This is a genomic window from Pseudoalteromonas sp. L1 (assembly GCF_021728095.1).
GTDB lineage: Bacteria > Pseudomonadota > Gammaproteobacteria > Enterobacterales > Alteromonadaceae > Pseudoalteromonas.
Genome location: NZ_JAKKCT010000003.1, coordinates 204,457 through 227,528, shown reverse-complemented (window position 1 = coordinate 227,528; position 23,072 = coordinate 204,457). Strand labels below are relative to the sequence as shown.

24 protein-coding genes and 1 tRNA gene are annotated in these 23,072 nt (G+C 40.3%); 17 read left to right on the top strand and 8 right to left on the bottom strand.

Going from position 1 to position 23,072, the window contains the following annotated elements; genetic code table 11:
- Nucleotides 1–161 precede the first annotated feature (161 nt).
- Both L3V38_RS11140 and L3V38_RS11135 read left to right on the top strand, forming a co-directional pair.
- Complete coding sequence (locus L3V38_RS11140; RefSeq protein WP_130151277.1) at nucleotides 162–905, top strand: sporulation protein; 744 nt, start codon at nucleotides 162–164, stop codon at nucleotides 903–905.
- A gap of 68 nt (nucleotides 906–973) precedes the next feature.
- Nucleotides 974–1,411 carry a GNAT family N-acetyltransferase gene (locus tag L3V38_RS11135; RefSeq protein ID WP_237119443.1) on the top strand — a complete coding sequence of 146 codons (438 nt, stop codon included), beginning with the start codon at nucleotides 974–976 and terminating at the stop codon, nucleotides 1,409–1,411.
- 31 nt (nucleotides 1,412–1,442) lie between these two features.
- On the opposite strand, the gene L3V38_RS11130 is transcribed toward L3V38_RS11135, so the two are convergent.
- From L3V38_RS11130 to L3V38_RS11105, 6 genes are all read right to left on the bottom strand, one after another.
- Nucleotides 1,443–2,795 (bottom strand): sodium-dependent transporter, encoded by a 1,353-nt coding sequence (locus tag L3V38_RS11130; protein WP_237119442.1) that lies wholly within the window; start codon nucleotides 2,793–2,795, stop codon nucleotides 1,443–1,445.
- A 173-nt stretch (nucleotides 2,796–2,968) separates the two neighbouring features.
- Nucleotides 2,969–4,258: an ATP-binding protein gene (locus L3V38_RS11125; RefSeq protein ID WP_237119441.1), complete on the bottom strand. Its 1,290-nt coding sequence runs from the start codon at nucleotides 4,256–4,258 to the stop codon at nucleotides 2,969–2,971.
- 12 nt (nucleotides 4,259–4,270) lie between these two features.
- Nucleotides 4,271–4,978: a response regulator transcription factor gene (locus L3V38_RS11120; protein WP_237119440.1), complete on the bottom strand. Its 708-nt coding sequence runs from the start codon at nucleotides 4,976–4,978 to the stop codon at nucleotides 4,271–4,273.
- 16 nt (nucleotides 4,979–4,994) lie between these two features.
- Nucleotides 4,995–5,378: a DUF3019 domain-containing protein gene (locus tag L3V38_RS11115; protein WP_130151282.1), complete on the bottom strand. Its 384-nt coding sequence runs from the start codon at nucleotides 5,376–5,378 to the stop codon at nucleotides 4,995–4,997.
- On the bottom strand, nucleotides 5,368–6,207 hold the full coding sequence (locus L3V38_RS11110) for a MipA/OmpV family protein (protein WP_237119439.1): 840 nt from the start codon (nucleotides 6,205–6,207) through the stop codon (nucleotides 5,368–5,370). Before L3V38_RS11110 ends, L3V38_RS11115 begins: the two co-directional genes overlap by 11 nt.
- A gap of 177 nt (nucleotides 6,208–6,384) precedes the next feature.
- Nucleotides 6,385–7,191 carry a hypothetical protein gene (locus L3V38_RS11105; RefSeq protein ID WP_130151284.1) on the bottom strand — a complete coding sequence of 269 codons (807 nt, stop codon included), beginning with the start codon at nucleotides 7,189–7,191 and terminating at the stop codon, nucleotides 6,385–6,387.
- A gap of 115 nt (nucleotides 7,192–7,306) precedes the next feature.
- On the opposite strand from L3V38_RS11105, the gene L3V38_RS11100 reads away from it, so the two are divergent.
- Entirely contained in the window at nucleotides 7,307–8,464 is a 1,158-nt protein-coding gene (locus L3V38_RS11100) for a serine hydrolase domain-containing protein (RefSeq protein ID WP_237119438.1), read from the top strand.
- Between the two features lie 66 nt (nucleotides 8,465–8,530).
- On the opposite strand, the gene yhbY is transcribed toward L3V38_RS11100, so the two are convergent.
- Nucleotides 8,531–8,827 (bottom strand): ribosome assembly RNA-binding protein YhbY, encoded by a 297-nt coding sequence (gene yhbY / locus L3V38_RS11095; RefSeq protein WP_062570568.1) that lies wholly within the window; start codon nucleotides 8,825–8,827, stop codon nucleotides 8,531–8,533.
- 89 nt (nucleotides 8,828–8,916) lie between these two features.
- On the opposite strand from yhbY, the gene rlmE reads away from it, so the two are divergent.
- From rlmE to L3V38_RS11025, 14 genes are all read left to right on the top strand, one after another.
- Nucleotides 8,917–9,546, top strand: a complete 630-nt coding sequence (gene rlmE / locus L3V38_RS11090; protein ID WP_062570569.1) for a 23S rRNA (uridine(2552)-2'-O)-methyltransferase RlmE — start codon at nucleotides 8,917–8,919, stop codon at nucleotides 9,544–9,546.
- Between the two features lie 57 nt (nucleotides 9,547–9,603).
- Entirely contained in the window at nucleotides 9,604–11,553 is a 1,950-nt protein-coding gene (gene ftsH, locus L3V38_RS11085) for an ATP-dependent zinc metalloprotease FtsH (protein WP_205989553.1), read from the top strand.
- A gap of 157 nt (nucleotides 11,554–11,710) precedes the next feature.
- Nucleotides 11,711–12,559: a dihydropteroate synthase gene (gene folP / locus L3V38_RS11080; protein ID WP_237119437.1), complete on the top strand. Its 849-nt coding sequence runs from the start codon at nucleotides 11,711–11,713 to the stop codon at nucleotides 12,557–12,559.
- A complete protein-coding gene (glmM, locus tag L3V38_RS11075) occupies nucleotides 12,552–13,907 on the top strand; it encodes a phosphoglucosamine mutase (protein ID WP_237119436.1) in 1,356 nt (451 codons plus the stop codon). Before folP ends, glmM begins: the two co-directional genes overlap by 8 nt.
- Nucleotides 13,908–13,976: 69 nt before the next feature.
- Nucleotides 13,977–14,726 (top strand): triose-phosphate isomerase, encoded by a 750-nt coding sequence (tpiA, locus tag L3V38_RS11070; protein WP_237119435.1) that lies wholly within the window; start codon nucleotides 13,977–13,979, stop codon nucleotides 14,724–14,726.
- A gap of 1 nt (nucleotide 14,727) precedes the next feature.
- A complete protein-coding gene (gene secG / locus L3V38_RS11065; protein ID WP_237119434.1) occupies nucleotides 14,728–15,075 on the top strand; it encodes a preprotein translocase subunit SecG in 348 nt (115 codons plus the stop codon).
- A gap of 76 nt (nucleotides 15,076–15,151) precedes the next feature.
- Nucleotides 15,152–15,236, top strand: a tRNA-Leu gene (locus L3V38_RS11060).
- 187 nt (nucleotides 15,237–15,423) lie between these two features.
- Nucleotides 15,424–16,368: a general glycosylation pathway protein gene (locus L3V38_RS11055; RefSeq protein ID WP_237119433.1), complete on the top strand. Its 945-nt coding sequence runs from the start codon at nucleotides 15,424–15,426 to the stop codon at nucleotides 16,366–16,368.
- A gap of 359 nt (nucleotides 16,369–16,727) precedes the next feature.
- Nucleotides 16,728–17,201: a hypothetical protein gene (locus L3V38_RS11050; RefSeq protein WP_237119432.1), complete on the top strand. Its 474-nt coding sequence runs from the start codon at nucleotides 16,728–16,730 to the stop codon at nucleotides 17,199–17,201.
- A 46-nt stretch (nucleotides 17,202–17,247) separates the two neighbouring features.
- A complete protein-coding gene (locus L3V38_RS11045; RefSeq protein ID WP_237119431.1) occupies nucleotides 17,248–17,724 on the top strand; it encodes a hypothetical protein in 477 nt (158 codons plus the stop codon).
- Between the two features lie 51 nt (nucleotides 17,725–17,775).
- Nucleotides 17,776–18,474, top strand: coding sequence for a fimbria/pilus periplasmic chaperone (locus tag L3V38_RS11040; protein WP_237119430.1), 699 nt, complete (start codon nucleotides 17,776–17,778; stop codon nucleotides 18,472–18,474).
- Nucleotides 18,474–19,172, top strand: a complete 699-nt coding sequence (locus L3V38_RS11035) for a hypothetical protein (RefSeq protein ID WP_237119429.1) — start codon at nucleotides 18,474–18,476, stop codon at nucleotides 19,170–19,172. Before L3V38_RS11040 ends, L3V38_RS11035 begins: the two co-directional genes overlap by 1 nt.
- A gap of 1 nt (nucleotide 19,173) precedes the next feature.
- The gene (locus L3V38_RS11030; RefSeq protein WP_237119428.1) at nucleotides 19,174–21,579 is read left to right on the top strand and encodes a fimbria/pilus outer membrane usher protein; all 2,406 of its coding nucleotides are present in this window, start codon (nucleotides 19,174–19,176) and stop codon (nucleotides 21,577–21,579) included.
- Nucleotides 21,569–22,417 carry a hypothetical protein gene (locus L3V38_RS11025; protein ID WP_237119427.1) on the top strand — a complete coding sequence of 283 codons (849 nt, stop codon included), beginning with the start codon at nucleotides 21,569–21,571 and terminating at the stop codon, nucleotides 22,415–22,417. The genes L3V38_RS11030 and L3V38_RS11025 overlap by 11 nt, the downstream gene beginning before the upstream one ends.
- Here L3V38_RS11025 and L3V38_RS11020 read toward each other — a convergent pair.
- Nucleotides 22,398–22,988: a LuxR C-terminal-related transcriptional regulator gene (locus L3V38_RS11020; RefSeq protein WP_130151296.1), complete on the bottom strand. Its 591-nt coding sequence runs from the start codon at nucleotides 22,986–22,988 to the stop codon at nucleotides 22,398–22,400. The two genes, L3V38_RS11025 and L3V38_RS11020, sit on opposite strands and share 20 nt — an antisense overlap.
- Between the last annotated feature and the right edge of the window lie 84 nt (nucleotides 22,989–23,072).

Below are 23,072 nucleotides of genomic sequence, written 5' to 3'. Positions count from 1 at the left end.
ATCGAATATAAAGAGTCTAAAAAATGAACACTTACGCACTATTTATTGATTAATGCGCTAAAAGCATCATTTTTTCGCTGACATTAGCTTTTAATTGTGGTTAAGATGCAACAACAAAGGAATTTAAGCCAATTAGAAAAGAGACGGCTTAAGGAGAAAAGATGTTTAAGAAAATCCTTGCATCAGTAGGTATTGGTGCAGCAAAGGTAGACACTGTACTGGAAACAGAGCATTTACAGCCAGGCCAAAAATTTAATGCAGTTATCGTTATTAAAGGCGGTGATGTAGAGCAAGATATTACTGGCTTAGACTTAGCATTAATGACGCGTGTGAAAGTTGAAGGTGAAGATGGTGAGTATTTTACAAATCATGTGATCGAAAAATGGCGTATCACGGATGTCGGCACGATTGCAGCGGGCGAGGAAAAGCATATTCCATTTGAAGCACGCTTGCATTCAGAGACCCCAATCACGGAAATTAACGCTGGCTATAATCAATCGCATGTTTGGTTAGAAACGGGCCTTGATATTGATATGGCGCTTGATCCAACAGATCGTGACTCATTGCATATTTATCCGAATGATGCTGTTAGCACGTTTATGCACGCAATGGATAAATTAGGTTTTAACCTAGTCAAGGCAGATGTTGAAAAGGGTTACTTACGTGCACCTACGTTTCAATCTCACTCAGGGTGTTATCAAGAACTTGAGTATCGTCCAGATAGTCGTAGCCTTTTTGGTTTACAAGAAGTTGAGTTGTCATTTGTGCCAGAAGCTCATAAAACGCATGTGTTAATTGAATTAGACCGTGCTTTTAGAGGGGATGGTTATGTTGATTTAACGATAGAGCACGATCACGTAAACCTGTCGCAATTATGTGACCAATTAGAGCGGTTATTCGCTTAGGGCTCAATTGAGTTAATACACTTTAAACCCAGCTACGGCTGGGTTTTTTGTCTTGCAAAAGGAATCTTATGTTTTCTGTTAAAAGTTACACTGAACTCAGTAAAGATGAATTATTCGCAATTTTACGAGCACGGGTTGAGGTGTTTGTTGTAGAGCAAACCTGTGCTTACCCAGAGATTGACGAGGTTGATAACCATGACCTGACTCAGCATGTCTTTGTGTTTAAAGAGCAGCAACTGGCTGCCTACGCTCGGTGTTATGACAAAAATGAGCAGTTCAGTGCGTTTGGTCGTGTGCTTGTTGCTGAGCAATTTAGGGGAGAAGGACTGGCAAGTAAACTTGTGAAAATCGCTATAGAGACATGTCAGCAACACTGGCCAGAGAAAGCTATTTTGATAGGTGCTCAATGTTATTTAACGGGCTTTTATCAACAGTTTGGCTTTAAAAATGTCGGTGATGATTACTTAGAAGACGGTATTCCACATCAGGATATGTGTTTGAAGTAGCCCAAAGGAAAGGGCTACTTCAAGTAACCTCTTAGCTTAACAGCGAGTTTGCAAATACCAGTGCAATGGCCAATGGACAAATGAATTTGATATACCATGGCCACACTTTCCAGAAGAAGCTATTTTCAGCTTCTGGGCAGCCTTGTTGAATTTCTTTTAATAAAGATGCACGGTGCCAAATCCAACCTACAAATATACAACACATTAATCCTAAAATTGGTTGGCCAATCTTAGTGGTTAGTGTGATCACAAAGCCAAACAATGTGCCTAAGTTGAAAACGATCGTAAAGCTGACAAGGGCAATAATACCGCCAATTAACCATGTCGCTTGCACACGTTTTAGAGCAAAGCGCTCAACTGCATAAGAGACGGGTGCTTCCAGCATTGAAATAGATGAAGTTAACGCTGCAATACTCATTAAAGCAAAGAAGGCAAAGCCAACGAAAATACCCACATCACCCATACTGGTGAAAAGTGCAGGCAGCACTTGAAACACTAACGTATCTTCAGACAGTAGTACGCCTTCAGCAGAGAAAATCTGTACGCCTTGTGCCTGTGCAACATACATCGCAGGAATAATCAATAAACCGGCTACAAAGGCAATAAACACATCGATCAAAGTAACATAAGCACCTAGGGACACGAGATTCTCTTTTTTGCTAATGTATGAGCCATAGATGATCATCACACTGGTGCCCAAAGATAACGAGAAAAATGCTTGTCCAAGGGCATTAACTAACAACTCTGGGTTTAAAATAGAAGAAAAGTCAGGCACTAAGTAGGCTTTTAAACCTTCAACTGCGCCATCTTGGGTCATCACGTAAATGATAAGCATAAACAAAATGCCTAATAGGGCAGGCATTAGGCGCTTTGACCATTTTTCAATGCCGTTTTCAACACCTTTAGAAATAATAGCAACGGTCAAAATAATAAACGCAGCTGTAAAAATTAGGTTTCTTGATAGTGACTGCTCACTTAACCAAGTGATAGCAGGTTCTTGACCCGTTAATTGTGCTACCGGCTCTAATGTTGCACTGAGCATCCAGCCAGCTACGATGGCATAAAAGCTTAAAATTAAACCAGCACAAATAATACCGCCAAAGCCAACTACAAAAGCAAATTTTTTCTGCCATGGCTGGTTTGTCACTTTTCTAAGGGAGCTGACAGCATTGGCTTGGCCATGACGGCCTATAACAAGCTCAGCCATTAATGCTGGGTAAGCTAGGCAAAATGCAAGGACTAAGTAAGCAACTAAAAATGCTGCGCCGCCATTACTTGCTGTTTGTGTAGGGAAACCCCAAATATTTCCTAAGCCAACAGCGGAGCCGGCTGCGGCCATAATAAATCCAAAGCGGGAGCTGAACTCCCCACGTGATGCGCTCATATTGTTGTTACTTCTCTATTTGTGACGGCGCTGACAATCTACTTGAATTAACACTAAATAAAAAGGGTTAATAGTGGGCATTTTTACTTGTAATCGCCTCGAATCTGCTGCCAGCATATATTTCGTTCAATTAGCTAATACAATACGTAACAATTAACACAATTGAAACATATTCAAAGGCTTTTATTTTGAATACTGAGGGTAAAGCATGCGCCACCAAGAGACTGGCTTTTTGATACACTGACAGTGCCATGATGCCAATCAGCCACTTTTGCAACAATCGCCAGGCCTAAGCCATAGCTTTCACCGTCACGATTTCGGTGACTCTGTTCTTGAAAGAACGGACTGAATATTTTCCCCCAGTTTTTTTTATGCACACCTGGGCCATCGTCTTCTACTTTAATAGTAACCAAGTCTTGGTTGTAGGAGGCAGATAAAACTATTTCGGAACGTGCAAAGTCACAGGCATTACTTAATAGGTTTACAATCGCACGTGCTAACCAATCTAAGTCAGCACATATATGTCCTTGTCTTATGTCGTGACTGATGCGTAATGAACGTTGCTCAAGCTTAGGGTGAACTTGTTGAATCAAGCTAAGTAAGTAATTTTCTAGGTCAGATTCGCTAAAGGTTAGTTTATTTGCTTTTTGTTCTAAGGTAGCAAAAGCGAGATAACTTTTTAGCATTGACTCCATTTGATCTAAATCTTGCTCCATTCGTGATAAGTACTCAAGACGCTTTTCTTCATTAGTACAGTCTTGTGCGGCTTCTAAACCGAAGCGTAGGCAAGCAACAGGCGTTCTAATGTCGTGCGATAAACTCGAAGCCATTAGCTTATTTTCATCAAGTAGTTTCTCTATTTGATTCGCCATGCGATTGAAGGTGAGCTCGACGTCTTTAATATAGGTAAAATGAGATGGTTTAATGCGGGTTGTTAAATCACCTTTGGCGAAGCGTTGCGCGGCATCATTAAGGATGCTGAGACGTTTTGCAAGTGGAGTGATAATAAAGCCCATAAAGACACATAACCCAGCATAGAAGAGTAGGGTAAGGAGAACATCATTCCCTTGATCATGTAAATGCGCTTTCTCTAAACGCATTTTAAGATGATATGAGCCAAGTGCTTGCTCGCTATAGAGTAAGTAGTATCCTTGTTGATCTTCAAGTATTAAGCCTGTAGGCATTGTAATTTGTGAGAGCAAAGAGTGAGGAAGTGCTAACGCTTGAGTTGAGCGATACTCTAGTTGCACGTTGAAATCTTGCTCTAGTTGCTTGATTGCATTCGCGCGTTTATCCGCAGGCAGTACCGACAACTGTTTAGTAAACCCTTTAATCATTTGGGTTTGGCTATGAAAAGTATCTTGCGGTTGATGGGTTTGCTGGCTAAATGCGTCAATTAGCCAGCCCAATATGATTATTGATAGCAGTGCACTGCCCAGTAATGAAATATAAAACTTTTTCACGCGTTATATCATCTATTGCCACGCTGTCGCGACGAGCAAGTAGCCACGCCCCCAGATGGTTTTAATTTTTTCAGGGTGTTGGGGGTCATCATTAAATTTTTTGCGCAGTGACGAAATAAGCACATCGACACTTCTGTCTAAGCCATCATATTCTCTGCCTTTTGTTGCTTTAAAAACTGCATCGCGCGACACAACCTGACCTGCATTGCTTGCCAAATAATGCAGCAATAGGTATTCCGCACTTGAAATATGCACTTCTTGATCAGCAAGAAACACAGTGCGTGATTCGGTATCTACAGTAAGTTTGCCAACAGTTATGTTTGGATTTTCTAAGCGCGGCTCTTTGTTATCAATATTTGCACGTAAGGCCGTTTTTATACGGGCTAAGAGTGCTCGTGGTCGTACAGGTTTCATCATGTAATCACTTGCGCCGACTTCAAGGCCAATTACTTCGTCCATTTCATCGTCTCTGGCTGTGAGCATAATAATAGGCGCTTGGTAAAACTGCCTCAACTCTCGGCACACACTAATACCATCTTGACCAGGCAGCATGATATCTAATAGAACTAAGTCCGGTGGTGTCGCTCTGACTTGCTCAATTACTTGGTCGCCACGTTGACAAATTGTCGTTTTATAGCCTTGCTCAGTTAAGTACTCTGCGACCCACTTAGCCAGTGAAATATCATCTTCTACGAGCAGAATAGTGCCATAATGTTCCATCTTTTACTCCAAACAATTAAAACAGACGCCAACGGCGTTTCTTTTGACGATTTTGATACACCCACTGCACCTGTATTTCAGTGGTATCAACGACCTTGCCATTGTTACTATTGACCAATTCAAAATTGACCGTTTCAGCAGAGTCAAACTGATAGCGAAAAAGGCCAGTTTGTTGCATAAGCCAACACTGCATAATATGTTTTGTGTGACCGTCGCGTAAGCAGTAATTACCCTTTGGTTGATGCCATGATACTTCTACATCGGCATAGCAATTACGTCCTTCACGCAGGGCAACACATGTGTCAGGCAGTGACACAAGGCTTGCCTCTTCATTGGGCTGCTCTTGCGCTTTGACACTGACGATAGGGAGCGCTAATAAGAAATAGTATTTAAAAAACATAGCGCAGGCCTACCTTGGCTTTGTGCTGATATTCTTGGGAGACAATTGGGCTTTGATGAATATCATCAGAAAACCATGTTGATAGCCAGCCAGTTAAAAATACCCAGTTTTGGTTTATTGGGTACTCAGCATGAAACTCAAAGATAAGACTGTATGATGTGCTTGGGGTGTATACAGGTCTATTTGAATTGGCTTCAGAGGGAGTAATACCAAAATAATAGTTAGTAAAGTCTTCAGAATAAGCACTTAAACCGATACCCGAACGAAACTCCCAATTACGCCAAGGAATTATTTGACTAAAGAAACTGTTCATCACCCAGCCGTTGTGCGCGCCTGAAATATCATGCAAATACTCAAAAGAGATCTGTGAATTATCAAAACGTCTTGATAGGCGCAGTCCAACATCAAAGTCATAATCTCTGCTTTTAATACCAGCAAGCTCTTCAATTACATCTTCTTCGTAAAAGGCTAAGCCTGTTTCATCAAACCCAGATTGAATATTTGTACCAACTAGGTCCAGTCCCCATTCAAACTTATCAACTATGCTGTAGCCAATAGTTAATCCACCACTTAATTGGCTTTGATCATAATCAAGGTAAAAGTGGTCGTAGGAAAGGGCAAGATGAATGTCTGGCTCAAAGCCGTCATTGTAAGAGTCCATACCGACTAAATAAGAGTCTTCGATATAGTAACCAGCCCCAATTCCCCAATCCCATGCAAAACCTTGGCTGGGTTCTAACGTATTATCAGCGTAGTAACGGTTGCTTGCATGGGTCGATGTTGCCAATAAAGATAAGCAAAAAAATAGTATGGCGCGGCTGGTTTGCAAGTGTGTTGTCCTTGTTACAAATAAGTGAAGTCATCATTATATACGCAATTAGTATATTGTTAAGGAGTTCCCAAAATCTGTAAAAAAGTGTAGTCGAGTCGTAAAGGTGTTAGGGAAGTGTAGCTTAGAAGTAAGAGATAGGTGTTTGCACTTTTGCTAAGTGCAAACACCAACTTTTTATTGAACTTTAATTTTATCGATTAAGATACTTGTAAGGTAATACTGCATCATAGGCGTAAGAGCACTGATTTCAGTACGATTACATGGGCCTTGTTCTTTTGTTAAAGCACTCATGCGAGAAATTGTTTGATATTGAGGTATCACAATATCGGTATTGTTTATACGCGACATACGCGCTTGTTCCGTATTTTGCTCATTGACGAAGCTGGCAACTTCTAGTTCGTTCTTGATCAATTGCTGTTGCTCAAAGCTATAGATGAGTGGCTCACGGTGAAAGCTTGCACTGTCTATAGATGACTTCGCAAACCATACAACATCGCCTGTTTTTTTATGGGTTAGTCGCATACTCACCTGTGCTTGAATAGTGGCACATTGTTGAGTTGGGAATTGCTCTGCTACTTGATCAAAAAGTGGCAATGGTTTTTCAGGTGTCACTAATTGGTATTCGGTATCGTCAACAAGTTCTAAATCTAGCTGGTGGATTGACAATGTGTAATCTGCTTGTCCATTTTGTACAACTTTTAATTGTTTTTCATTTAATGCTTCTGTTATTTGCGCATATAAAGTATCTGTAACACTCGTTTTATCAGCAACAATTGAAACGGTTTGGTTTGTATTTACTGTATGCGCAGGTAGTTGTACCGATTTAACTTTTGGGGCTGCATGTTCAGTTTTATACTCAATTTGGAAACGTTGGCTTTTAAGCGACGGTTTTTCTGGCATCGCTAATAAAGGCGCCGGCTCTGGTTTTAGGGCGCAACCAGCTGATATAATTGTAAAAAGCAGTACTACAAGTAAGCGCATAAAGAAAAGTCTACCCATAAAAAAGTTAATATTGTGCGTATTGTACGTTAGTCGAAGCAAAAGTTCATGATATTATGTAATGAGAAACTTCCGAAACAGACTAAAACAATAACGAATGAAGTACACGCTCACTTTTATTATCTTTCTTTTTTCTTCTTTTTTTCTCCTTCTTTTCAGTGGGCATGCTGCAGGCAGTGACTCAAATTGGCAGCCCTTCGTTAGCGAGTACAATAAATATTTAAGAGGAAAATTAAGAGCTAAAGGAATTCCGGGTGGTTCTTTGGCTATTGTTAAAGTGGGTGAGGAAGACTTTATCCAAGGTATTGGTCGAACTAAAATATCAAAAGGGCGAAAAGTAGATAAACATACACGATTTCGCTTGGCTTCAGTTTCTAAAACATTTGCAGGGTCATTGACATCAAAGCTTGCGGCTCAGGGAGAGTTCAATATTGATGATCCGATCAGTAAGTTCATTCCTGAATTCAATAATACTGTCTATAAAGATGATTTAAAAATTTATCATATACTGAGCCATTCAAGCGGTTTAGTGCCAAATGCCTACGACAATTTAATAGAATCAAGAATGAGTTACCCAGACATTGTTAAACAGCTTTTAACTGTCGAACCTATTTGCAAACCGGGTGAGTGCTATGGTTATCAGAATGTTATGTTCAGTCTCATTGATTCAATTATTTATAAAACAACTCAAATGGACTATGCCCATTGGATAGCTGAATATATTTTTGCACCATTAAAAATGACGGATGCGAGCGTAGGCTACGAAGGCATGGTGCGTGACAATAATTATGCTCACCCTCATGTAAGAGGAAGAAAGCGTTGGTACACCTCTCGCTTAAAAAAGAATTACTACAAGGTAGCGGCCGCTGCGGGGGTTAATGCCAGCGCTAGTGATATGGCTATTTGGTTAAATGCGCAGCTAGGCCAGTACCCTGATGTATTGCCGCTGGATGCACTTATAAAACAAACGCGACCATACACCCATACAAAAAAAGAAACACGGCGTCGCGTATGGCGAGGGCATGTAAAAGATGCCTACTACGGCCTTGGTTGGCGAGTATATGATTACGATGGTGAAGTACTCTATTACCATAGTGGTTGGGTACAAGGCTACCGCAGTGACTTAGTTGTTTTTCCACATTTAAATATTGGTTTTAGTTTAGTGCTTAATGCGGAAACCGGGCTGATTAATGAGCTAACAACAGAATTTATAAATCGCGCACTGAAATATGCGCGAGAAAGTGAATCGAACTAGTTATATATTTCGTCTAGGCATTAAAAAAGCCAGCAAGCTGGCTTTTTATAGAATTGGCTTTCAATCTTAACCGCGAGGTAATTGAATCTTTTTCTCTTCACTTTGACGGTAAAGAACAATGGTATGGCCAATCGTTTGAAGTTTCACAGCACCGGTTTCGCGAACAATTGCATCGAAAATTAATACTTTTGTTTCACGTTCATCCGTTGGTACTTTTACTTTAATAAGCTCGTGGATATCTAGAGCGCTTTCAATTTCAACTAAAACGCCTTCGGTTAAACCGTTTGCGCCAAGTAATACCACAGGCTTTAAACTGTGTGCTTGACCTTTTAAAAACTGCTTTTGTTTGTTCGATAATTTCATGATGTTACAAATTTTGCTGAATATGGCTTGAATTAAGGGTATTCTAACGCCATCTAGAGAATATTACTAATTAGTTACGTATTAATTTTATGGCAAATAAAAAACATTCAGCTAGTTCTAAGCGATGGCTGAAGGAACATTTTGACGATCCTTATGTTCACGAAGCGCAGAAGAAAGGTTGGCGCTCTCGTGCGGTATTCAAATTAGATGAAATTCAAAATAAAGATAAATTAATTAAACCAGCCATGACCGTGGTTGATTTAGGTGCTGCTCCAGGAAGTTGGTCACAGTATCTTGCTGAAAAGGTGGGTGATAAAGGCCAAGTTGTTGCCTGTGATATCTTGCCAATGGATTCGTTAGCAGGCGTAGACTTTTTGCAAGGTGACTTTCGAGAAGAAGCGGTATTAGATGCGCTATTAACGCGCATTGATGGGAAAAATGTGGATGTTGTATTTTCTGACATGGCTCCCAATATGAGTGGTAATACATCGGTTGATCAGGCAGGAAGCATGTATCTAGTTGAGCTTGCATTAGATATGTGTCACCAAGTTTTGAAGAAAAATGGTGCTTTTTGTGTGAAAGTTTTCCAAGGTGAGGGGTTTGATCAATACTTACAGGACGTACGTAATAGCTTTAAAGCGGTCAAGATCAGAAAGCCTGATGCATCGCGTGCCCGTTCTCGGGAAGTTTATATAGTGGCGACGGGATACAAACTGTAGTACAGTTGTGCTGCGTTAAGTTGAATTTATATTAATTGGATACAAGAGGTTAACCCCTTGAGCGATATGGCGAAAAATCTAATACTCTGGCTGGTCATTGCAGTTGTGCTAATGTCAGTCTTTCAGAGCTTTAATGGTGGCGATCAGGCTGATCGCCAAACAAGTTATACCCAGTTTGTTAGCGATGCACGTAGTGGCGCTATTCAAGAGGTTTCTATTGAAAGTAGTTCAGGTACGATTACCGGCACCAAAACTAATGGTGAGCGCTTTCAAACTATCATGCCGATGTACGATAAAGATATTTTAAATGATCTTTTGAAAAGCAATGTGAATGTAAAGGGTGTAAAACCTGAAGAGCAATCTTTCCTCGCCAGCATTTTAATCTCTTGGTTCCCAATGCTGCTGCTAATTGGTGTGTGGATATTCTTCATGCGTCAAATGCAAGGTGGTGGCGGTAAAGGTGCGATGTCTTTCGGTAAGAGTAAAGCGCGCCTAATGAGCGAAGACCAAGTTAAAACAACCTTTGCTGATGTTGCTGGCTGTGATGAAGCAAAGGAGGACGTTACTGAGCTTGTTGATTTCTTACGTGATCCATCTAAATTCCAAAAATTAGGTGGTAGCATTCCGAAAGGAGTGCTCATGGTAGGTCCTCCAGGTACAGGTAAAACGTTACTAGCCAAAGCCGTTGCAGGTGAAGCAAAAGTGCCGTTTTTCACAATCTCAGGTTCTGATTTCGTAGAAATGTTCGTTGGTGTGGGTGCATCACGTGTACGTGACATGTTCGAGCAAGCTAAAAAAGCAGCACCTTGTATCATCTTTATTGATGAAATCGATGCAGTAGGTCGTAAACGTGGCGCTGGCATGGGTGGTGGTCACGATGAGCGTGAGCAAACACTTAACCAAATGCTTGTAGAAATGGACGGCTTTGAAGGTAATGAAGGTATTATCGTTATTGCCGCAACTAACCGCCCTGATGTACTCGACCCTGCATTATTACGTCCTGGTCGTTTTGACCGTCAAGTTGTGGTTGGTTTACCGGATATTCGTGGTCGTGAGCAAATTCTTAAAGTTCACATGCGCAAAGTACCATTAGGTGACAACGTAGAAGCAGCAGTTATTGCACGCGGTACACCTGGTTTCTCGGGGGCTGACCTTGCTAACTTAGTAAACGAAGCAGCATTATATGCAGCGCGTGGTAACAAGCGTGTTGTCAGTATGGCTGAATTTGATGCCGCCAAAGACAAAATCATGATGGGCGCTGAACGCAAGACCATGGTGATGAGTGAGCAAGAGAAAGAAATGACTGCTTACCATGAAGCGGGTCACGCGATTGTTGGTCGTATGGTGCCTGAACACGATCCAGTTTATAAAGTGTCTATTATCCCTCGCGGTCGTGCATTGGGTGTAACAATGTACCTACCTGAGCAAGACCGTGTTAGCCACTCTAAAGAGCTTTTAGAGTCAATGATTTCGAGCTTGTATGGTGGTCGTATTGCTGAGGCACTTATATACGGTGAAGATAAAGTGACGACAGGTGCAAGTAACGATATCGAACGTGCTACTGACATTGCTCGCAAAATGGTGACTCAGTGGGGCTTGAGTGAAAAGCTCGGTCCATTACTTTATGCTGAAGACCAAAACGAAATGTACATGGGTGGTGGTGGAAGCCGCTCGATGAGCATGTCGGATGAAACGGCAAAAGTTATTGATAGTGAAGTGCGCTTGTTCTCTGACCGTAACTATGAACGTGCTGAACAAATCTTAAAAGATAATATTGATATCTTACATGCAATGAAAGATGCATTGATGAAATATGAAACCATCGATGCAGGTCAAATAGACGATCTTATGGAACGTAAGCCAGTTCGCGAACCTCGTGATATGCATGATCGCAGACCGGACGAGAAGAAAAGTACAGAAAAGCCGGCTGAGCCAGCCTCACAAGAGCCGAAAAATGATGATTCAGCCAAAAAGGATGAAACAAGCCTTGATGATAAAGCGGAATAATCGTTAAAATAGTACAAGCAAAAGCCCCGAATGCCGGGGCTTTTTTGTAGACAAATTTTAAGATACCGTCTTTGCAATAATATTTATTAGCGAAATAGGTATAACTGTTTACTCAAATGCATCTTAGCCATTGCTATACATGCCGTAAAGGTGATAAATGACCGTTCTTAACTTACCACGAGGTCGCACTTTACACCTCGATTCCCCAGTTGTGATGGGGATTTTAAATGTCACACCCGATTCATTTTCAGACGGCGGCAGCTATTGCCAATTAGACAGCGCTGTCAATCAGGCCAATACACTATTAGAACAAGGCGCCTTAATTATTGATATTGGTGGTGAGTCAACCCGTCCTGGCGCACCAGATGTTTCGTTAGAAGATGAATTAGCAAGAGTTATTCCTCTTGTAAAAGCGCTTCGTGAACACAGTGATTGTGTTATTTCAATTGATACCAGCAAAAGTGAAGTAATGCGCCAAGCTATTGAAGCAGGTGCAGATATTATAAATGATGTGCGAGCTCTTCAAGAGCCTGGTGCCATTGAGGTGCTTGCTCAGTACCCAGATGTGGCAGTGTGCTTAATGCATATGCAAGGTCAGCCTCGCACAATGCAAATGGCCCCGCAATACGATGATTTGTTTGCTGATATCAATAGCTTTTTTGCTGCGCGTATCGAAGCGTGTGAGCAAGCGGGTATTCAGCGAGAGCGAATTATACTAGACCCAGGTTTTGGATTTGGAAAATCGTTGGCACATAACTATCAAATCCTCGACAAATTCGATGATTTTAATCAATTCAAACTACCTGTTTTGGCGGGCTTATCTCGAAAGTCTATGATAGGTAATTTACTAAATAGAGACACGAGTGAGCGCTTAGCTGGTAGCCTAGCCGGCGCACTTATTGCTGCACAAAATGGCGCAAAGATCATTCGTGTTCATGATGTATTAGAAACTGTTGATGCCTTAACCGTTTGGCAGGCGTGTAATAAAGGATTTTTAAATGAGTAAAACAAGAAAATATTTTGGCACGGATGGTGTTCGCGGTATGGTTGGGGAATATCCAATCACCCCTGAGTTTGCTTTAAAACTAGGCTGGGCTGCAGGACGAGTTTTATCAAAGATTGGCACTAAAAAAGTGATCATTGGTAAAGATACGCGCATCTCAGGCTATATGTTAGAAACGTCTCTTGAGGCAGGCTTAATTGCCGCAGGTATTGATGTGGTTTTACTCGGGCCGATGCCGACTCCAGCTGTTGCATACCTCACACAAACATTCCGTGCTGAAGCGGGTATTGTTATTAGCGCTTCTCATAACCCTTATCATGATAATGGTATTAAATTCTTTTCTAGTCGGGGTTTAAAACTCCCTGATAATGTGGAGCTAGAAATTGAAGCTATGATGGATGAGCCAATGACGTGTGTTGCATCCGATAAACTCGGAAAAGCACGCCGCTTAGAAACGGCCGATGGTCGCTATATTGAGTTCTGTAAGAGCCAATTCCCGCAAGGGTTATCACTTGAAGGGTTAAAAATAGTGCTCGATTGTGCCAACGGTGCTACCTACCACATTGCACCATCCGTGATGCGAGAACTAGGCGCAGAAGTAATTTGTCATGCATGCGAGCCGAATGGAGTAAATATTAACCTTGAGTGTGGTGCCACTCATGTTGAAACACTTAAACGCAAAGTGCTTGAACACAATGCTGATGTAGGTATTGCCTATGATGGTGATGGCGACCGTGTCATGATGGTTGATCACAATGGTCGTGTATTTGATGGTGATGACATTGTTTACATTATTGCTTGCCAAGCTGCAAACGATGACATGCTTGGTGGTGGTGTTGTAGGTACCGTAATGTCTAATATGGGACTTGAAAATGCGCTTAAATCACGCGGTATTGATTTTGCCAGAAGCAAAGTCGGTGACCGCTATGTAATGGAGCTACTACAAGAGAAAGGGTGGAAAATTGGTGGTGAAAGCTCAGGCCATGTATTAAACCTTGATCTAATTAGTACAGGCGATGGCATTATTTCGAGCTTACAAGTGCTTGCAGCAATGGTTGCACAAAATAAAACATTACAAGATCTAGGCGCGGGTTTCACAAAATACCCAATGAAAATGATTAATGTTCGTTATCCTCAAGGAACCGACCCTACACAAGCTCAGGCGGTGATTGACTGTGTGGCTGAGGTTGAAGAAAAACTTGGTAACACTGGGCGTGTATTACTTCGTAAATCAGGCACTGAACCCGTTGTGCGTGTAATGGTCGAAGCTGAGCAAGAGAAAATTGTACTCGATAATGCTCAGAAAATTGCTCAAGTTGTCGAATCTGTGAGCAAACAAACCGAGGCATAACAATAACCTCTTGTAACTTTGGGCAAGTCGAGTTAGTATCTTGCCCGCTTTCTAATGTGGAGTGGAATTATGGCAACACGTAAGCCAATGGTTGCAGGTAATTGGAAAATGAACGGCTCATTAGAGCTCGTTGAACAGTTATCTCAGGCAATTAAAAACGTTCAATCGGATGAACTGGATATTGTGGTTTTTCCACCATTCCCATTGATGAGTAGTTTGCTACAACGTGATGTGCTTGTTGGCTCACAGACTGTATCTGAGAATCAAGCAGGTGCATTTACGGGTGAAGTCGATGCGCAGCTTATAAAAGATTTAGGCGCCACATACACATTAGTTGGTCACTCAGAACGTCGAAGTATTTACGGTGAGTCAGACCAAACAGTTGCAGAAAAATTCGCCCGTGCGCAAGAAGTAGGCTTAACACCTATCTTATGTGTTGGCGAAAGTGAGCAACAACGCGAAGCAAATGAAACCGAATTAGTGGTTGCAGCACAAATTGATGCTGTAATTGATAAATTAGGTGTAGCAGCACTAAAGAATTCTGTGGTAGCATACGAGCCCGTTTGGGCCATTGGCACAGGTAAAACTGCTTCACCTGAGCAAGCTCAAGCTGTGCACAAATTTATCCGCGAAAAAGTCGCTTCACTGGATAGCGATTTAGCCGCGCAGCTAACCATCTTATATGGTGGTAGCGTGAATGAAAAAAATAGCGAATTATTATTTGCACAACCAGATATAGATGGCGGCCTAATTGGCGGCGCAAGTCTAAAAGCAGACTCATTCACTGCAATCTGTGAGAGTGCAAAAGGGACCGTATAAGATGTACGAAATTTTATTAGTAGTTTATTTAATCGTTGCTTTAGCACTTGTTGGTATGGTTTTAATCCAGCAAGGTAAAGGCGCAGACATGGGCTCATCATTTGGTGCAGGTGCTTCTGCCACTGTGTTTGGTTCATCTGGTGCTGGTAACTTTATGACTAAAACAACGACAATTCTTGCCACAGTATTCTTTGTGTTAAGTATTGTTCTAGGTAACCTTACAGCTGGTCAAATTAAAAAGACTGACGAATGGGAAAATCTAGAAGCTGCGCCAGCTGTTGAAACAGTAACGCCAGCAGAAGATGATGTGCCTGTTACTGAAGAGAAAAGCTCTGACGTACCAAACTAATTAGCGTTGCTAAATTAGGTTAAGCAGTTACTTTCCTCAAGTAATAATAACGCTTAACAACATACAAAAATTGTATGCGGATGTGGTGGAATTGGTAGACACGCCATCTTGAGGGGGTGGTGGCTTAGGCCGTGGGGGTTCAAGTCCCCCCATCCGCACCAAATTTGAAAAGCCGTTACTTAACAGTAACGGCTTTTTTCATTTTCTCTCCTCTTTGCACTAGTCTGGTGCTTTTACTTTAGAAAAAGCCTTTCTCATATTTCTAATATTCTGAAAAATAAATAAAATTAATCTTGGAGCTTTCCTTGCTTGTATTACCTGTTATTACTTTATAGGTGAGTTTAGAGCATGGCGAGAATGAGTTATTTAAGTGCGATAGAGCGATATGAAGAACATCAACATCTGATTCATGATTTGTTGCTGTCTATTTTAGCGAGTATTCAAACATCACTTAAAAATCAACAAAATTATCAGCAGCTAGTAGAGCAATATCCATTTTTAGAATTACAATATTGCTTAAATGAGCAAGGGATACAACAAGGTCATAATGTCTGTTTCAAGCGGCAGTATTATAGGGAATTAGCACATAAAGGTGCGGGGCAAGACTTGAGTACACGCCCTTATTTTTTGCTTGCAAGTAGCAACGAAGATGCACATTTTACCTCGCCATATATTTCAACTGCTACGAAACATTTGTGCATATCGGCCGTGAAGTTAATACAAACAGATAATCAAGATAACCACTATCTAGTTGTAGATGTGTGCCTAACTGAATTGATTGAGTTCATCTTAGGGGATATACAGCGCGCAAATATGACGCCTTATTTTAAAGCCGGTTATGGGTTAATTGTTAGTTGTCTATTCTGCCTGGTAATTTACTTACTCTTTAAGGTGTTTGATGGAATGTTTTCTCTTTTGCTAGGAAAACAAGGTCAATCAGATCCAATTCAGCCTTTCACTATCATTATCTTTGTCACCTTGGCTTTAGCTATTTTTGATTTGGGGAAAACTATTTTGGAGGAAGAGATCCTCATGCATAAAGATATTTTTCGCCACAGCTCAACCAGACGAACAATCACACGGTTTATCTCAACGATTTTGATTGCAGTCTCAATAGAGGCATTACTTACTATGTTTAAGGCTGCTCTAGGACAAGTTGAGTACGTAATACCTGCGGTTCTAATGATGTTCGCAGTTGTCGGTTTATTATTAGCATTGGCGGTCTATGTCTACTTAGGCGCAAAGGCAGAAGATGTATTAATGCAAGTTCAACGCCTCAAAACAAAGCAATAAGAGTGAAATTTTTGCTTGTAAACAGGCTTAGATACAGTCATTAATTGTTATGAAGTTTATTTTTGTTTATACAAACTAACTGATTTGTCGTGGTATTTGTTTAAAGCCTATTTATAGCCTTATTTCTAATAGAAGAAGCTGAATATTACCTGAATTTTAAGCTGAATGTTAACTGAATAAGGTGTTGGGCTTAGCCTCTGTGAGTATGAAATTAGCGTTTGTTTAGCCTGTATTGATAAACAGCCTCTGTCTATTTTTTTGGAGCTCATAAATAAGCTAAGCAAATAGCAACAACCTTTCTAGAAAAACTCCTTTACACTTCTTCCGTGTTAACAAACCTGCTCAAAGGATATGGGTGAATGATGAAAAAATGCATGTTATTTCTTTTCATTTTTAGCACTTCTTACAGTGTAGCCTCTGATGATGTGAGTTTAACATTGGAAGGATACATAAAAGCAAAGTGCGGTTTTACAATGCAAGAAAATGATTTGCAATTTCCACATAATGGTTTGATTAGCACTGAGTTAGTTATTAACTGTAACTCACCAATGAGGATGTCATTGCATTCTGAGCATGGCGGATTACTTCATTTACAGGGCAGGAAAGTCAACGGGTACAGGGTAAGCTTATCAGTAGCAGGGCTATCGCTAAGTGAATCATTCTTAGCGCGAAATCTTATTGATTCACATACTCTGAATATTGACCAAATCTTGTTTAAAAAAACGATGAATTTACAGTTAGAGTTAACAGAGCCACTAATATATGCAGGTGAGTATAAGGATATCTTGCGTATAGAGATGACACCAGCCGCCAGTTCAGGTGGGATTTGGTAAGTCATTAAGAAACAATGCTTAAATAACATGGATAAGGAATAAACTAATGAAAAAATTAATCACACTTTCAGCAATAGCTGTTCTTACTTCTGGTACTGCTTTAGCGGAAAACCTAAACGTTGGTGGTGCAGTTGAGTCAATTTGTGAAGTTAGCAATGTAAACACAACAACATATTTTCCTGCATTAGCAAAAGATCAAACAAAAACAATTGGCTTTGATTTGCAGTGTAACGATGCTGACGGCGCAACAATGTCTTTAACGACAGCCGAAGGTCACTTACAAAACGCAGACCGCGAAGACCAAGGGGTAGGGTACACAGCTGAATTAAATGCGAACCCATTCTCTTTTACACTTGTTGCTGAAAATGGTCACAACGACCAAAGCGTTGAGCAAAGCCAGCCAGGTTCTTTTGCTCTAGCTGCAGGCGGTGTTGCAGGTACAATCGAGTTAACTATTACGCAAAACCCAGTTTTCTCTGGTACTTATGCTGATACGTTAATGTTAGCTATTACAGCTAACTAAACTTGATGAAAAAAAGAGCAGCTAATGCTGCTCTTTTTTATGGGAGATCATATGCGCTTTTTAATCATATTTTTGACTTGTTTTTGGTCATTACATAGTTATGCATTCCAAGTTCAGCCCATGGTTGCTGAGTTAAAGCCTTCAGGTTCAAATTCACAGCAAAGAATTAGGGTTATGAATAATTCAAATGAACCATTAACTATTGAACTCACAGCGTTTGATTTAGAAATCAACAAGGCGGGCGATGAAGAGCTGAAGCTTAACGAGGAAGATTTTTTGATTATTCCTATGACGACAATCGTTCAGCCTGGAAAAACACAATCTGTATTGGTCCGCTATATTGGTGATCCCGCTATATCAGTATCAAAGTCGTATCGTATAGCTGTTGATCAAGTTCCTGTCGATATTAATGAAATTAAACAATCTGGTGTTGGTATGTCGGTAAGTTTTAGAACGCTGTTTAATGTCGTACCAGAACAAGCAACTGCTAAGTTATTAGTAAAAGAAAAGCAGTTAGAACAAGCGGGTGTTTGGAAAATATTACTTGAAAATGAAGGTGACAAATTTATACGCCTTTCCCAAGCAAAGTGGCTTTTTAAAAATCAAGAAGAGCAGCTTTTATTAGAAGGTGAAGAGCTCAGTAAAGCCTTAAGCGGCAAGCTATTATTACCACACTCTGAGCGTGAGGTAACTATAGAAGTACCGGCTAAGTTTTCACCGCAAAATAGTCAGTTAGAGGTGCTATTTTAATGCGCTGGTGTTTGGTTGCTTATTTATTTATGTCGCTATCTTGTTTTGCTATAGAAGTCACCCCCATGGTGCTTACTTTAGATCCAACGATGAGCTCGCAACCAGCATATAGCAGGGTAAGAAATACGTTAAACCGTGATTTAGCGTTTGAAATAGAAGTGTACGAGGTTGACTTTTCAAAGAAGCAGCCTCAATTCCATTACCTTGACGAGCCACCGATCTGGGTGTTTCCACCCACGATTTACCTTACAAAAAATGAACAGCAACGCATTCAGTTTCGCTGGAACGGTAATACCCCTAAAACAGATAAAACATATCAAGTTACTTTGGTTGAACAAGTTGTGTCTGGGCAAACAAGCGAGGTATCGCAGCTAACAATGTTATTAAACGTGAATATGATTGTGCACGTACATCAACAAGCGTTTGAGGCTAATTTAGTTGTTGAGAATATCAACTGTCTTGAAAAACAATGTAGTTTTGATGTTCGTAATTTTGGTGATGGGGCTTCACGTCTAAGTGAGTATGAAATAATTATTAGCTCCAAGGATAAGCCGCAACTAACTTTTGATAAACAGCAACTAAAAGCATTGGGCTACGATGTTTTCTTTGCGCCTTCTGCCATCTCTCATGTTTCTATTCCAATATTAAAAGAAGGACATGTTGATTTAACTTCTCCTACAGTCATTTTGAAAAAGTAACATGCGTGCCTATATTTGCTTTGTTTTCTTCGTTTTGGCTGCACCTATATATGGGCAGATCAATCCTACATCAGAGCCTATTGAATTAACGGTTGATACACGGATTAATAAAAACACGATTGGCAGCATTACTTTGATTGTTACACCAAAGGATAAATTAGTGCTGAAGTGGCCTGAGATTGAGCCGCATTTTGCGCCAATTTTATTCGCGCAAAGCCTAGAAAATATTGCCAAGCAAGCTAACTCACAACAGCTTATTGATGTTGATAAGTTAGAAAAGATAGGCATTGAAGTAACGTTCTCTATGCTCGATTTTAGTTTAGATATAACTGTGCCACTTTCAATGACAAAGCCTAAAAGTCTAAGTGTTATATCGTACCGTCAAGGCTTAAAACCCACAAAACCAGCCTCCGTGAGCGGCTATTTAAATCTACGCTCTAGCTATTTGTATCAACTAGATAAAGAACGAGATTTAACGCAAAGGCAACTGACTGTAAGACCCGAAGGAGTTATAAACTTCCACAGTTGGGTATTAGAGAACGAAGCCGAATATGAGTCAAATGATAAAAAAAGTACCTTTAAACGTCTTGGGACACGTTTGATACATGATTTACCTGAGCAAGGGATGCGCGTTTCTGTTGGTGATAACTATAGTTCTGGAAGTTATTTTCAATCAACTACTAGAATGCTAGGGCTATCGCTTGCTCATGATTTCTCTCTTGTTTCTGACCGGCCGATTCGTCCAAGTGCATCACAAAGCTTTACGCTTGAGTCTCCCTCATCAGTTGAGGTGCTTGTTGATGATCGTTTAGTACAACGTTTGAATTTAGCAGCAGGTATTTACTCATTGAACGATATCCCGCTTGACGAAGGTAATAACAATATTGTGCTGCGAATAACGGATAGCGCAGGTGTGGTTCGATTGGTTAATTTTACAGTGACCACAGGTCTAGATTTGTTTGCACAAGGGCAGCTGGAATATGAGATCCATTTAGGTTTTCCAAGCTCATTACGAGATAAATTAACTTATGCTTGGGAAAAACCACTACTGTCTTCGTATTTAGATTATGGTGTAACACCAAGTTGGACTATAGGTATGTCGGCACAAGGAAATGAAGATGCTCAGCAAGTTGGTTTAAAACAAATCTATGCCACACCACTAGGTCAATTAGCTTTTGAAAATACATTGAGTTTAAATGATAGCAATGGTTATGCCTATCGCCTAGTTTATAGCACGTTTAATGACCCATCATATAATGGCATAGACTTTACATTGGGCTATGAATACACAAATCGAGATTATCGTAGGCAAAGTTTTTCTGGATTACAAAGTGACGGGTTAAGCCAAAGAGAACATTTTATTCAAGCTAACCTCAATATTGTGTCCGAAACGAGAATGCAAACATCCTTGTACTCCACGTTTTCACGACGCCATGATCAAGCACAGTTTGATAAATCAGCAGGTCTTGTGCTCTCTTCAGAGCTATTTAACCATCAATGGCGTTATTCACTTGGAGGGCAGTGGGAAGATATAAATGCACAGTCGCAATGGGGGTTTAGTGCCTCTATTACTTATAAGTTTTCAAATACGCGACGGGTGAAGCTTAGTCATCAATCTAAACGTGATAAGACCCGCTTTGAGTTTAATCAAGATGGTAATCAACGATATGTAGGAGCATTGAGCGTTCGATCTGGACTTGAAAGGAATGAGCTAAACGAAGCTATTTTTGATCTAAATACCCAATATAATGCTAACCGTTTTCTAGCAAGTTTTGATCACGGAACTTATTACAAACAGTTAAACTCGCGTACAGCCTATCATCAAAGCCGCTTAAGTGGTGCTGCAAGTCTTGCATTTGCAAATACAAGTTGGACTGTTGGAAAGCCAATTGAAGATAGTTTTGCCTTAGTATCTGCTCATAGTAGTTTATCCGGCAAAAAGATCAGTTTAGGTAGAACAGAATCGCAATACAGAGCAAGTAATGCTGACTTTAATACAATATTACTCAGTGATATCAACGCTTACGATAATTCCACAGTGACACTTGATGTCGATGATTTAGCGCCTGGTTATGATATTGGGGCGGGTGCAATCACATTTTACCCTTCATACAAGAGCGGCCATGTTGTGACCGTTGGCACCGATGCAAATATTTCTATCATTGCAACGCTGAAAACAACTGAAAACGAGCCTTTGGCATTACAAGTGGGTACTGCAAAATGTATTGATGAAGAAGCGGCGGAGCCTCTTACATTCTTTACCAGTAAAAGCGGACGTTTTGCTTTAACAGGTCTTAAACCTTGTCAGTACCAGATTTCTTTGAAAAGCGTCACTCACAAAGCGCTTTTAATCGACGTTATAAAGGGTCAACAATTACAAAGAAAAGGAGTTATTTATGTTCAGTAAAATGCGTTTAGCTAAAAAAGTGATACTAATTTTCTATGTTATGCCCTTATGCAGTTGGGCAACATGTGATGCGACAATAGAAAGTATTCAGCAAGGTGTTGATAACCTCTCTGGGTATCATTCCTTACAACGAACGGACGCTGAAAAACAGCTCACACTTTATACGGCAGCCACTGATGATTGCACACTTTATGTAGCTTTAAGTAGTGAAAATAACTTCCAATTTATCGGGCAGTATCAACATATTCCTTATCATATTGCCTCTTCAAGTTCGCTATTGAGTGGTCAAGTAAGCAGATTAGCCGTAGAAGACGGTCAAAGTAGCTTTGCGCTTAGTATAGCGGCTGGTACACCCGTCAAGGCAGGTCAGTATCGTGACCGGCTAACATTACAGTTAATGAATGAAAATTATGAGGTGTTGGATGATTATGAACTTAACGTTGATGTGAACATACCTGCCAATGTGTCCTTGTCATTGTTAGGTTTCAGTAGTTCACACAACGTTGTTAATCTTGGAGAGCTAATTGCGAATAAAGAATATACGATGTTACCCACACTGAAAGTGGTTACAAACGCAGATGTCGCTATAAAAGTTGATTCCGAGAATAAGGGGAAGTTAATACACACTCTCTATCAAAGTCGCTTTAAGATTGACTATTCATTGATAATGAATGAAAGAAATATCGATCTTAAACAGCGCTCAGTAAAAACATTTTCGTTTTCGGATCAAACTGTTTTCTTATTACCTCTAAAAATAAAATTGGCTCAGTTTCAGAACCAAGCTGCAGGGCATTATTCCGATACAATTAGGTTTCAAATTAGTCCGCTGAACTACTGAATTTACTTAAGTTTTTTTCGCACCATTGCAGAGCTTTTTGCTTATTTTTAACATTTATCTTTTGATAGATTTTATGTAAATGAACACGCACAGTTGCTTCACTGATGAACAGCGAATCTGCAATTTGTGGGGAGCTTGCGCCACTCCAAAGTAAATTAAGAACTTTAATCTCCTTAAAGGTGAGGTTATTAGATTGCAAAGTTGTTTTTTCTTCAGAGGCAAGTAATTCCCTCATCCATGTGTCAGACACTGTTCGTGGAAACCATAAATCTCCTTTTCCAATCGCTTCTAGGCCTTGCTTGAAAATATGCTCCTCAGTACCTTGGTAAAATAAGCCTTTTAATTTTGGCCATTCTTTAAGAGAGGTCACATCTGCATCGTAAGGAATATTAAAAATCACAAGATTAGTGTAACCCCGTGCGTTCATAAATTGAGCTATCATTTCTTGTGTTGTAAGTATATTAAGGGAATCAAAATTTATAAGTAATGTTTCACTTTCATCAGCAACACAATAAGATAGAGAACACACAGAGTAAGGCTTGTTGTTTTTTCTATTAACGAGATTATCCATATCCACACCAGTATTATTAATTATCGTAAAAATATAGTTTTAATGAATGGTTTTCAACTATTAGATTGAGACATTATGATAGTT